This window comes from Microcoleus sp. AR_TQ3_B6, from assembly GCF_036702785.1.
Taxonomy (GTDB): Bacteria; Cyanobacteriota; Cyanobacteriia; order Cyanobacteriales; family Microcoleaceae; genus Microcoleus.
Genome location: NZ_JAUBVJ010000035.1, coordinates 34,540 through 46,601, shown reverse-complemented (window position 1 = coordinate 46,601; position 12,062 = coordinate 34,540). Strand labels below are relative to the sequence as shown.

Annotated in this window: 11 protein-coding genes; 4 read left to right on the top strand and 7 right to left on the bottom strand. The window is 45.6% G+C overall.

Annotated features, from left to right (window positions below):
* Positions 1 to 15: 15 nt before the first annotated feature.
* The 4 genes from QUB56_RS17790 to QUB56_RS17775 all read right to left on the bottom strand — a co-directional run bounded on the left by QUB56_RS17790 (position 16) and on the right by QUB56_RS17775 (position 1,043).
* Positions 16 to 186, bottom strand: coding sequence for a hypothetical protein (locus QUB56_RS17790; protein WP_332956914.1), 171 nt, complete (start codon positions 184 to 186; stop codon positions 16 to 18).
* 78 nt (positions 187 to 264) lie between these two features.
* On the bottom strand, positions 265 to 468 hold the full coding sequence (locus tag QUB56_RS17785) for a hypothetical protein (RefSeq protein ID WP_332956912.1): 204 nt from the start codon (positions 466 to 468) through the stop codon (positions 265 to 267).
* 197 nt (positions 469 to 665) lie between these two features.
* Entirely contained in the window at positions 666 to 893 is a 228-nt protein-coding gene (locus tag QUB56_RS17780) for a hypothetical protein (protein WP_332956910.1), read from the bottom strand.
* Positions 894 to 917: 24 nt separating this feature from the next.
* Positions 918 to 1,043 carry a hypothetical protein gene (locus QUB56_RS17775; RefSeq protein WP_332956909.1) on the bottom strand — a complete coding sequence of 42 codons (126 nt, stop codon included), beginning with the start codon at positions 1,041 to 1,043 and terminating at the stop codon, positions 918 to 920.
* A gap of 58 nt (positions 1,044 to 1,101) precedes the next feature.
* On the opposite strand from QUB56_RS17775, the gene QUB56_RS17770 reads away from it, so the two are divergent.
* From QUB56_RS17770 to QUB56_RS17760, 3 genes are all read left to right on the top strand, one after another.
* Positions 1,102 to 2,754 carry an FAD-dependent oxidoreductase gene (locus tag QUB56_RS17770; RefSeq protein ID WP_332956907.1) on the top strand — a complete coding sequence of 551 codons (1,653 nt, stop codon included), beginning with the start codon at positions 1,102 to 1,104 and terminating at the stop codon, positions 2,752 to 2,754.
* Between the two features lie 716 nt (positions 2,755 to 3,470).
* Entirely contained in the window at positions 3,471 to 6,224 is a 2,754-nt protein-coding gene (locus QUB56_RS17765; protein WP_332956905.1) for a valine--tRNA ligase, read from the top strand.
* Positions 6,225 to 6,484: 260 nt separating this feature from the next.
* Positions 6,485 to 6,982 (top strand): hypothetical protein, encoded by a 498-nt coding sequence (locus QUB56_RS17760; protein WP_332956904.1) that lies wholly within the window; start codon positions 6,485 to 6,487, stop codon positions 6,980 to 6,982.
* Positions 6,983 to 7,285: 303 nt separating this feature from the next.
* Here the strand turns inward: QUB56_RS17760 and crtB are convergent, their stop codons facing one another.
* Both crtB and pds read right to left on the bottom strand, forming a co-directional pair.
* Entirely contained in the window at positions 7,286 to 8,215 is a 930-nt protein-coding gene (crtB, locus tag QUB56_RS17755; protein WP_332956903.1) for a 15-cis-phytoene synthase CrtB, read from the bottom strand.
* 92 nt (positions 8,216 to 8,307) lie between these two features.
* Complete coding sequence (gene pds / locus QUB56_RS17750) at positions 8,308 to 9,681, bottom strand: 15-cis-phytoene desaturase (protein ID WP_332956901.1); 1,374 nt, start codon at positions 9,679 to 9,681, stop codon at positions 8,308 to 8,310.
* Positions 9,682 to 10,042: 361 nt separating this feature from the next.
* Between pds and QUB56_RS17745 the strand changes: the two genes are divergently transcribed.
* Positions 10,043 to 10,681 carry a restriction endonuclease subunit R gene (locus QUB56_RS17745; RefSeq protein WP_332956900.1) on the top strand — a complete coding sequence of 213 codons (639 nt, stop codon included), beginning with the start codon at positions 10,043 to 10,045 and terminating at the stop codon, positions 10,679 to 10,681.
* A 79-nt stretch (positions 10,682 to 10,760) separates the two neighbouring features.
* Here the strand turns inward: QUB56_RS17745 and QUB56_RS17740 are convergent, their stop codons facing one another.
* On the bottom strand, positions 10,761 to 12,023 hold the full coding sequence (locus QUB56_RS17740; protein ID WP_332956899.1) for a hypothetical protein: 1,263 nt from the start codon (positions 12,021 to 12,023) through the stop codon (positions 10,761 to 10,763).
* Positions 12,024 to 12,062: the final 39 nt, after the last annotated feature.

Genomic DNA, 12,062 nt, shown 5'->3' with positions numbered 1-12,062 from the left:
ATTGTTGTTCTTAAATTATTGTAGCCGATCGCCCTTCCCGACACCAGATATCTGAGATACGATCGCACCCCCCATCCTTACCCTCATCAATAGCCCTCCCAAACCAGTAACACTGGCAAAACCGCTAACAACAGTTCCCGAAAAAGTTAAATTTTTGTCGAAATTACCTAAACGTGCTATATTCAACTCCGTAAACCCTGCACAGCACTTTCAAGTATTGCAAATTGATCCACAAATCAACTTCAATTGCAGAGTGACTCACATTTACCAAATTGTGTCTATACTAGATAATTGAATCCGGCGAGCGCGACTAATAACGGGTACATTAAGATACAAAGCAGGAGCAGCAATAATGCGATCGGGCAAATCGGGAATTTGCGATCGGTAAACTTGCCTTAAAGTCAAAGCTATATTGCGATCGAAAGGAATTTCAACCCATAAGCCATCATCGCTCTCAACTACTCTCAATAATAGATCGAGAGTAGTTGAATTAATGCGCCCTTTCTCGCTCAGATAGACAATTTATGCTAATGTAATTGATAAAAAAACACCTGATTTCCCTCGGCAGATATCTCTTCTATTGTGGTTCTAGCAGTCACCGAAAGTCGCTTTATCGGCAAATATATACCAGATCGCAGCATGAGTATCAGTTACAGCACGCAGCATTAGAACTCCTCCCTTGGGAAATTCGCCCATTCTTCGCTGCGAGCTTCATCTATATCAGCGGCAGAAGGTGCAATTCCCAACTCAGCACATAAACCCCACAATGATTTGCGGGGAACGGGCCGAACAACTAATTCTAGTTCTATTTTAGAAACTATCCACTTAATCAATCGTAACTTTTTGGCTATAGACAAGTGCTTGACAAGATTTAAAACCACCTCAAAAGCCATGTTTTTTATGTTTAAATTGGTGATTCATGTAATTGTAGCATTTTGGCTGCCAAGGACAGCATCACCCGGTTTGGGTTGAGAAGATTCGTCGATCGCAGTTTCCGGAAAAGTTAAAATTGTGTCGAAATTATCTAAACGTGCTATATTCAACTCCGTAAACCCTGAAGTGCGCTTTCAGGTAGTGCAAATTTATCCACGAGTCAACTGAATGCTCTCTACTTTCAAGAAATTAGCTTCAATTGCAATCTTCTTTGCCGCCCTAAAACTTTTACTTAACTCTCCCCCTTTCAGAGAAATAGAAAATTATATCGCAAATAGAAACCCAGCAAGTGCCACCTTAGACAATGAAACTCTGCACCAAAAATCCAGCAGCTCGCCTCCGGTACCTGGCAAAAAATCACTGGAGCAAAAGTTCGATGTAGTAGTGTATGGCGATGAAGTACCGGGGATATGTGCGGCGATATGGGCTAAGAAAACTTTAGGCGCAAAGGGCAAAGTTGCGATCGTGCGATCGAACTACGCAAGTGCTCCTTTGGGTGGCTTGCTCACCCGCGGCGGTTTAGCTTACATCGATTTAGATAAAATCCCCGATTGGTACCGTCAACCCTACGCCCAATGTTTTCAGGAATTCTTAGATAAAGCGAATGCGCCGGAATCTTGCTTAGATCCAAAACTGGCAGATCGAGCTCTCAAACAGATGCTTTCATCAGCCCAAGTCAAAGTTATTTCCAACTCAACTCTTACTCCCTACGTGGTAGATAAAAAAATTGAATATGCCGAAGCAACAGGCAGCAATATAATAATTAAAGCCCACTCTTTTATTGACGTAACTCAAGACGCAGAATTGGCAAGAAAAGCAGGGTTGTCTTATTATACAGGGTATGAATCTCAAAATATCAAATCAAAAAATGAAACTTTAGCTGTATCTGTAGTTCCGATAATTACGGGTCTAACGATGTCGGAATTGCGCCGAATAGAAGATGAAATTCTCTACAACACCCCATTGGTAAAAAAGATTAAAGAAACCATTACAAAATCTAAAGATCCTGCCAGTACAAAATTCTGGATGAGGAATTTCTGGAGTACGATTTATCAGTCATATACAGACGGCTACGACATCAGAAGCGCAGCTATAGGAGCAGCGTATCACATAGACAGAAATCTGCCCTTCAGTCAAAATAAAGGATTCTTTTTTGATAAAGGCAATGTCTGCGTTTATAACAAAAATATGCTGTCCTGGAACGGGTTTCTGTTTAAATACCAAGTTGACCAAATAATGGAGATGGAAGCTAACGGCCGAAAACCGACTCCTGAGATGATTAGAGAAATGTCATATCTCCAAGACTGGCTACAAAAGAAGTCTGGTAAAGATGTGAGAGTATTTATTCCGGACGAGATTTATATCAGGCAAACTTTGAACGTCCGCGATGTGGTAGATCCGCTGACAGGGCAGGAGATTATCAAAGGGGGAACAGCAGCGTCCAAGTCGATCGGCAGTTTTTCCTACGATTTCGACGTGCGGGGCGGAGTCAAGAATTTATCTGCAAGAGTTCCGCCGCTGCCAGTGTATAATTTCGGGATAGAAAGCGCTTTGGCTAGCAAGGTGAATAATTTAGCCATTGTCGGGCGATCGTCCGGTTATGTCGGTATGGCGGTATCTGTCGGGCGAATTGCGACGGTGAATATTTATCAAGGACAAGGTGTGGGCGTGGCGGCTGGTTTAGCTAGCAAGTTCGGCGTGCCGCTGAATACGATTACTTCGAGTCAAACGAAAAAAACTCTGGAGACTTTAACGGGGAAAACGACGTATTTGTCGGGGAGAGATACGAGTGAGGGAGTGGATTATAAGGAGGTGAAATAATTAGAGATATTAAGAGGATTTAACCGCAGAGGGCGCAGAGAGGGGAGGATGAGAGAGTTTGTTAGGAGAGGATGAGGCGGCGGATTCCTTCTTTTAAAAAGCGGACATTGAAGTTGATGAGAAGAACTAGAGGATAATCCAAAACCCTCCCAACACTCTTCCCTCTGCGCCCTCTGCGCCCTCTGCGCCCTCTGCGGTTTAAACCTCTTCTCTTCCCCCCGCTGTGGCACAATCTTAATTTGACACTCCCGGACCTAAAGGCGTGGGGATTCTTAATTCATCGACTGACCTTTAAGCACCATGTCCTTGCGGCAGTCCTTAAACCTTTCAACCGTACAATAGTACAAATTGACTAGTCTAATTCACAGTAACCCCAGAGGGTCTATCTCCAAAAGCGTACTAGGATACAAGCCTAGAGTTTGGGTATGCCCTACCCTACTTAACAAATCAAGAAATTGTTTGTTTTTACTGGTTTAAGGATGCCTTGATCCTTTAGCTGTTTTAAGAGTTTTCGCCGCTCTCGGTCCCCCGGTTTATACCTAAAAGTGTGTCTTAACTGTTTCACGATGGTAAAGGAGTTTAACCTTGACTATTTTAGTATACTATAAATACCAGCAATTCCTGATTTTTAGGAATGGATTTAAGAAATTAAAGCCGCCCTAGAAGGAGGGGGTTTTAAACCCAATTTCCTGATAAGATCAAACTCTCAAGCCACCATGACCGCAAACCTACCCCCCCAATACGACCCCCAAGCCACCGAAGCCAAATGGCAAAAATACTGGGAAGACAACCAAACCTTCAAAGCTGACCCCGAAAAAGGCGGCGAACCTTACTGCGTAGTCATCCCGCCGCCCAACGTGACCGGCAGCCTCCACATGGGACACGCTTTTGAAGAGACGCTGATTGATGTCCTCGTCCGCTATCACCGCATGACTGGACGCAATACCCTGTGGTTGCCGGGAACGGATCATGCTAGCATCGCAGTTCAAACTATTCTCGAAAAGCAACTCAAAGCAGAAGGCAAAACTCGCCACGATTTAGGCCGAGAAAAATTCTTGGAACGGGCCTGGGAGTGGAAAGCTGAATCGGGCAATACTATTACTAATCAATTGCGCAGTTTGGGCGTGTCTGTCGATTGGTCGCGCGAACGCTTTACGATGGATGAAGGCTTATCCGCTGCGGTTTTAGAAGCGTTTGTCCGCCTGTACGATGAGGGGCTGATTTATCGCGGCAATTACCTGGTGAATTGGTGTCCGGCGAGTCAGTCTGCTGTGTCGGATTTGGAGGTAGACCAGCAGGAAGTTGACGGGCATTTGTGGCATTTCCGCTATCCTTTGACAGACGGTTCTGGTTATTTGGAGGTGGCGACGACTCGACCGGAAACGATGTTGGGGGATACTGGGGTGGCGGTGAATCCACAGGACGATCGCTACAAACATCTTATCGGTAAAACTGTGACTTTGCCGATCGTCAATCGCGAAATCCCAATCATTGCTGATGAGTTTGTCGATCCGACTTTCGGAACTGGTTGTGTCAAGGTGACTCCCGCCCACGATCCGAATGACTTCGAGATGGGTAAGCGTCACAATTTGCCGTTTATTAATATTATGAATAAGGACGGCACTTTAAATGAAAATGCCGGAGAGTTCCAGGGACAAGACCGATTTGTTGCCCGTAAAAATGTGGTGCAGCGCTTAGAAATTGACGGGGTTTTGGTTAAAATAGAAGATTATAAGCATACAGTTCCCTACAGCGAACGCGGCAAGGTTCCGGTGGAACCTTTGATATCTACGCAATGGTTTGTGAAGATAGATCCTCTTTCTCAACGCGCTTTAGAAGCATTAGATAAAAGTAACTCGCCAGTGTTTGTTCCTGACAGATGGACAAAAGTTTATCGGGATTGGTTGGTGAAGCTGAAGGATTGGTGTATCTCCCGACAATTGTGGTGGGGACACCAAATCCCGGCTTGGTATGCTGTTAGCGAAACCCAAGGAGAAATTACTGACACGACGCCGTTTGTGGTGGCGAAAACTGAAGCTGAGGCTAGGGAAAAAGCAACGGCTAAATTTGGTAAGGACGTGCAGTTAGCAAGAGATCCAGATGTACTGGACACTTGGTTTTCGTCTGGGTTGTGGCCTTTCTCAACTCTGGGATGGCCTGACGAAACTAAAGATTTGGAGTTTTACTATCCGACAACTACTTTGGTTACAGGTTTTGATATCATCTTTTTCTGGGTTGCTAGAATGACGATGATGGCCGGACATTTTACTGGAAAGATGCCTTTTGATACTGTTTACATTCACGGTTTGGTGTTGGATGAAAACGGTCAAAAAATGTCTAAGAGTAAAAATAACGGTATCGACCCGCTGCTGTTGATTGGCAAGTACGGTACTGATGCTTTGCGCTACACTTTGGTTAAGGAAGTGGTTGGGGCCGGTCAAAATATTCGCATGGAGTACGATCGCAAAACTGATGAATCGAAATCGGTGGAAGCTTCGCGGAATTTCACGAATAAGTTGTGGAATGCGGCTAGGTTTGTGATGATGAATTTGGAGGGACAGACTCCGCAGCAGTTGGGAATTCCTTACCCCCCCCAACCCGCCCTGACTGAGGGAGGGAGAGGAGAAGGGTTGGAATTGTGCGATCGTTGGATTCTTTCTCGCTATTATCAAGTTGTGCAACAAAGCCGCAATTGTTTGGAAAGTTACGGTTTGGGGGAAGCGGCAAAGGGACTTTATGAGTTTATTTGGGGGGATTTCTGTGACTGGTATATTGAGTTAGTCAAGTCTCGCTTGCAACAGGATGCTGAACCAAATTCTAAGAAAGTGGCACAGCAAACTTTTGCTTTTGTGTTGGAAGGGATTCTAAAACTACTGCATCCTTTTATGCCACACATTACTGAGGAGATTTGGCACACTCTGACTCAAACAGGCGATGGTGAATGTTTGGCTTTGCAAGCTTATCCTGAAGCTGAGATCTCGCTAATTGATGCTGAGTTGGAACAGCAGTTTGAGTTGTTGTTCGGTACAATTCGCACTATTCGCAATTTGCGGGCAGATTCGGATATCAAACCCAGTGTGAAGGTGACGGCGATTTTGCAAAGCGAAAGCGAGAAAGAACGCCAAATAATCTCAGATGGAGGTGTTTACATTCAGAATTTGGCAAAAGTCGAAAATCTGACTGTTACTGCTAGTTTGGATGCAGATTTGGGACAGACAATTGCTGGGGTTGTCGGTACTGTGCAAGTATTGATTCCTCTGGCTGGGGTGGTCGATTTGGCGGCTTTGCGTGCTAAATTAGAAAAAAAGTTGAGTAAGGTGGAAGCTGAAATTAAGCATACTGCGGCGCGTTTGACTAATCAGAAGTTTGTGGATAAGGCTACTCCTGATGTGGTTCAGGGGGCGAGGGATGCTTTGGCGGAAGCCGAAAAACAGGCGGAGATTTTGCGCGATCGGCTAAAGGTGTTTTAATAGTTGACTGGTGACTGTTGGCTGTTGACGGTTTTTAGTCAAGTTGTAGGGTGTGTGAGGGCGAAAAATCTTGGAATCCCAATGAAAATATTGACTCTCACCCACCGCAGGCGCGGCTAAATTGGCCGGGGCGGGTTTACTAGATTGTTAGTTTCAGGCATAGATTGTTGGTAAAACCCGCCCCTACGAGCTCGCAAATCCTACCACTAATAACAAATAACCAATCACCCATTACTAATTACCAATTACTAATTACCCTCATGTTATATTTAGCAGAAGTACAAAATCAGGAAATTTTAGGCGAGATAAGTCTGCAATTGCTGGCTTGCCAAACTTCTGATGATACTTGGGCTATTCTTACTGAAAAAAGTTTCTTGACATTACCGAAAGATTTTGCTCAAAATCCAATTAACTCTGCAACTAATGTTTTAAATAAAGGGATGCTAGTATTAGCAGATATTGGGGAAAATAGCAAGGTTTTGCATATTCAAGCAGCTACAAACTGGGTGCTAGAATTAGTTGAGAAATATTTAACAACAGGCTTTACTCCCGATTTTTTGCAGCAAGAAGCCCAGAAAGCAGAGGGGTGGAGGCAATCTCTCACTTTGCAGAGTCAAGAATTGTCTCGCCGCTTGATTGAAGTTGAAGCCCGCCGGGAACAAATTCAAAACTTAGAAGCAAAACTCCAGCAGGAAAAGCAATTGCTTGAAAGTTCGATCGCCCAATCGAAAATTGGGCCCGCTACTCCACAAATTTGACTTAAATTAACACAACACACCTAGGGACACGGCACTGCCGTGTCCCTACAAATCTAATATGCACTTTCCTGGACATCATATAATATCGTTTCCGGCTGCATCGGAATGATAAATTAGAGGGCAATTCATGAATGATTTTTACAAGTCGCCACCTATCTCGGCGCAATTTTCAGTTGTTTGATTCACAGTCAACAGTCAACAGTCAACAGTCAACATCATTCCGGTGCAACCGGAATTGATATAATTTGTAACTTGACAAATACCCCTTACCCCTTGCCGAATCGCCAGCAATACGGGTTGCGACTAAAGCACTTTTGACTTCAGCCAAGCGGCGGGGAGACACAGCAGTTTCTGAGAATTGCTAACATAAGCCCGCTTCTGGAAAACATCGTACTGATTGCGTTCGATCGCATTTAAGATTCTGCTGTACAGCATTGTAGCAGCCCAAACAGTCCAGCGGATATCGGGACTGAGCACTTTAATTCCGGGTTCGGCGCTGGCGTATAATTTGCGAGCTCGCTGAATTTGAAACCGCATCAATTCCCGCCAGCGGTTGTCAATTACACCGTTGAATAAATCTTCTTCGGTGTAGTTAAACAAGGCTAAGTCTTCTAAGGGAATATAAATGCGGCCGCGGCGGGCGTCTTCTCCGACATCGCGCAGAATATTAGTCAACTGCTTGGCAATACCGAGGGAGATGGCTTCTTCTTTGGGAATTCTATTCCCCCAGTGCCAATTCCAGTTAGCAGCGGAGTTCGATTCGCCTACACCCATGACAGACATCGACATCAGCCCTACGGTACCTGCTACTCGATAACAGTAAAGATTGAGCTCTTCAAAAGTTTCGTAGCGGCTGCGGTACAAGTCCATTTGCTGGCCCGCAATCATCTCTCGAAACGGCTGAATGTCGATCGGGAAACGAGACAGCGTATCCACCAAAGCTACGTCGTAGTCGTCGTGAGGATGGCCGGCAAACACAGATTCTAGGCGTTTTTCCCACAGATTGAGGGTTTCAGGGGTCGTTGCATCAGAACCCGGTCCGTCTACGAGTTCGTCGGTGCGGCGGCACCAGACGTAAATCGCCCAAATCGCCCGACGCTTGGCTTCGGGCATGAGTTGAGTGCCTAAATAAAAATTTTTGGCATAACTCGCCGTGACTTGGCGGCACAGTTCGTAAGAGTCATCCACAGAAGCCAGAGTTCTCATGCACTGGAGTTTTGACAGTTGCAGCATCCGAGAATAAGAAATTTAAAGATTAGAACTGATTTTCCCCCGTTTAGAAAACGGGAGATTTTTTTACGTCTTTATGAAAAATTCTTAATTTTTCATTGGTTATTGGCCGTTGAAATAGCCTGCGCTGTCAGCTTACCAGAAAGCACGGCACCTTCCATACTCGCAAGATAACGCTGCATCGTATAATCCCCCGTTAGATAGAAATTGCTAATAGGAGTTTTTTGTGTGGGACGGCACTGCTGGCGTCCGGGAGTGGCTTTGTAGACGGAACGAGGGGTTTTGACTACGTGATATTTGAGCAGTTTGGCTGGTTCTGGGATTTGATCGGGAAAGAGTTTTTCTAACTCGACCATTGTGGCTGCGACGATATCTTCGTCAGATTTGCCTATCCAGTCTTTGGCCGGTGCTAAAACCAGTTCCAGCATTGATTTGTCTGGGTTGGCATATTCGCGGCAGGTGTTGCTCATGTCGGCGTAGACGCTTAGCAAGGGCGATCGCGAGAACAGCAAATGGTCGATTTCAGTTAGCTTGCGATCGAACCACAAGTGTACATTAATCACCGGTACTCCCTCCAAGCCTTCGAGCTGTTTGAAATAATCCATTTCGCTCCAAGGTTTCGGCATCATCAACTTCAGCGGGTCAACCGGCATCGCGGAAACGTAAATATCGGCCGTCAGAATTTCTGACTCTGCCCCTGTTACGCCCCGAATGTGGAACCCGCGCACCGTGTTGTCATCGTTGAGCAAAAACTCTTTGATGGGTGCATTCAGCCGTACTTCACCGCCGCGCTCAGTTATGTAGTCTACCATCGGCTGACACAACCTTTCTGTGGGGGAACCGTCTAAAAATGCCATTTTCGAGCCGTTTTTCTCTTGCAAGAAGCGGTTGAGGGCTGTCAGCAGTATGGTTGCAGATATTTCGTGGGGGTCGATGAAGTTGAGCGCCTTGGACATGGCGATGAATACTTCTTTTTCGACTCTGGGGGGGACGTTTTGCTTTTTGAGCCAGTCGGAAAACGAGTATTTGTCCATTGCTTCGACATAGTTTTGACCCTGAAGCATGGCCGGAATCAAACCTATACCGAAGCGGATTTTTTCGGGCCAGGTGAGCATATCGTTGTTGCTCAAGATGGCTGCGACGCCGTTGAAGGGGGCGGGAAGGTCGGGAAAGTCAAAGCGGGAATAGGTTCCGGGGGTTTCCGGCTGATTGAAAATCATCGAGTGTTCTTTCCATTGCAGCCGGTCTTCGATGTCAAGTTCTTTGAAGAGTTGGAGCATATTCGGGTATGCGCCGAAGAAGATGTGGAGGCCGGTTTCGTACCAGTCGCCGTCTGCATCTTTCCAGGCGGCGACTTTGCCGCCGAGTACGTCCCGACTTTCTAGGAGGATGGGGGTGTGGCCCGCGTCGGTAAGATATTTTGCGCAGGATAGTCCTGCTAAGCCGGCTCCGGCGATCGCAACTCGCATTTGATACTACTTGGCCTCTGTGTTCGCTTCGGTTTAATTATACTTTACAACTCGTTACATTTTTTTGGGAAATGGGGAAGGTGGACGCGGCGAGCCCTCTCTCAGTCCCACAGTCCGCCAGGGAATGAATTCCCTGTCTCAAAGCTAAAGTCCTCGCTATGAGGACTGAATAACTCATCAGTCCTCATAGCGAGGACTTGTGCTTTGAGGCAGGGGTTTCAACCCTTGCCGGACTTGCCGGAATGCGGACTTGCCGAAATGCGGGTTTGACCTTAAGTGTCCTAGTAAACGGAATTAACGGAAATTTAGCAATAATTGCTATCATAAATTAAGAGCAAATTTTGATGAATTGGTTAAATTTATGGTAGCAACAATTCAAGCTAGAAATATTGCACTGACTGATTTGGAAACCCACTTCAAAATTGAGTTGATTGAGGATGACCAATTCTTTCGCGAGTGGCAAGATGATTTGCCAGAAATCAGTGAGGCTGAAAAACAGCGGCTGGACAGAGTGAAGGCAAGTTACAGGAATTTGCTCAAACATCCGCCACTTCTAGAAAATACAGTCAAAATGGTTGTGCTGTCTCCGTTTTTGGATTTAGCTGATTTCTATCTTGCTCCTTTTCATGTTACTTCAGAAAAGTCTGTAGAAATTATTGACGAAGATGAAGGAGTGATTGTCAGGGGACAGTTGGATGTTTTGGCTTTGTTTCAGGAGTTTTGGGTAGTGGTGATCGAGTCCAAGAAGGCTGCGTTTTCTTTGGAGGTCGGGATTCCGCAGTTACTGGCTTATATGTTAGCTAATCTGAGGGCCGATCGACCTACTTACGGATTGTTAATGAATGGGGCAGATTTTCTATTTGTCAAATTAGTTAAGCGGGAAACAGCACAGTACGCTTTTTCTCGGAAGTTTTACCTTTTCAATCCGGGGAATGATTTGTACAGCGTGCTGAGTATTTTGAAGCGCCTCGGTCAGTTGAATGTTGGCAATACAGTTTAGAAAGCGATCGCACTCTTCTGTGAGGGCGATCGCTCATAGATGCGGTGGTACTTCGTTTCAATAAAAAATGAAGAATGAACTAATTAGCAGACGGAACAGGCGCTGGCGGTAATTTTTGGCTCGGTACAGGTGCGGTAGAGGGAATAGGGACTGGCGGTAATTTTTGGCTCGGTACAGGTAGGGAAGTTGGTTGGGGTTCCGGTTGAGGCAGACCGGGAACACGGATATATCTCCAATTACCAGTAAACAATAAGTACATAACACCCGCAAGTACGACACCGCTAACAACAGCAGCAGTAATTTTCCAAACACTGTAGGGACGTTCGCCTTGAACTTCAGCGGTACGTGCATTAACCATTACTTGATATCGTTGGTTTTGATAGCGATAGGCACACATCCACACAGGTAGCAAAATATGCTTAAAAGTGATAGCACTGTAATCAGTAGAAATGCTGTGAACCCGCTGCTCGTCGCCACCAATATTCCTGCAAACATCCGAGTGAATAGTAATGGCCATGACATTTTTAGCAGATTCAAATCCTTGAGTGAGAGAAACTTGCGATCGCTGCGCTTCAAACCCAGCTAAATAAGATGAATTGTAAGGGCGCAGCGACTCCTTGAGATGCCAAGGTTCTAACGCATCCAGGCGGGGGCGATCGACTGAAGTTGTAGCGGGAATCAGAATATCGTCAAAAAAGCGATCGACTCTGCCAGAAACAGGCCACCACCTGGTATGTTGCACTTCGCGAGTTTTAGTTTCTGTTTCGCCCTGCGAGTTTGTTTCCGTATAAGTTTCAGTTACGTAGTAGTGTTCTCCGCGAGAACCCTGATAGTAACTAACGGTATAAGTGTCGTAAGTCCAAAACGGCAAATAAACCCCTTGAATTTTCTCCTGTTGGGCTAGGGATTTCAAAGCAGAGGGAGCAAACCAGCGATTGCTGAGCCACTTCTGAATGCTTTCTCTAGCCTGTTTATCAGTAACTTTAAAGGGTACAATTCCCTCTGGCTGAACCCTAGGGCTAGCCTTTGCAGGTTGTGTCACAATTGGAGAAGCACAAAATGGGCATCTACCCGCTACTTTCGGAGGTTCAAAAGTAACACTTGCTCCGCAATCATTGCATTTTACTTCAAGGGCTGTGGTTGATAAAGTTGTCAGCGTCGTGCGATCGACTTGGAGATATTGTTCGTAAGAGTTCTCCTTTACCTCTTGGGCCATTTGGGGAATTGCATCTTCCCAGCCGCAGTAAGCACACTTGAGCTTTCCTGCTTGGGGGTTGAACTCTAAATAAGCCCCGCAGCTAGGACAGGGAAAACGTTTAACAGCCGGTTCCGAAGTATTCATAATGGTTAATTGGTGATGTAATTGGTAATTGGTAATCTC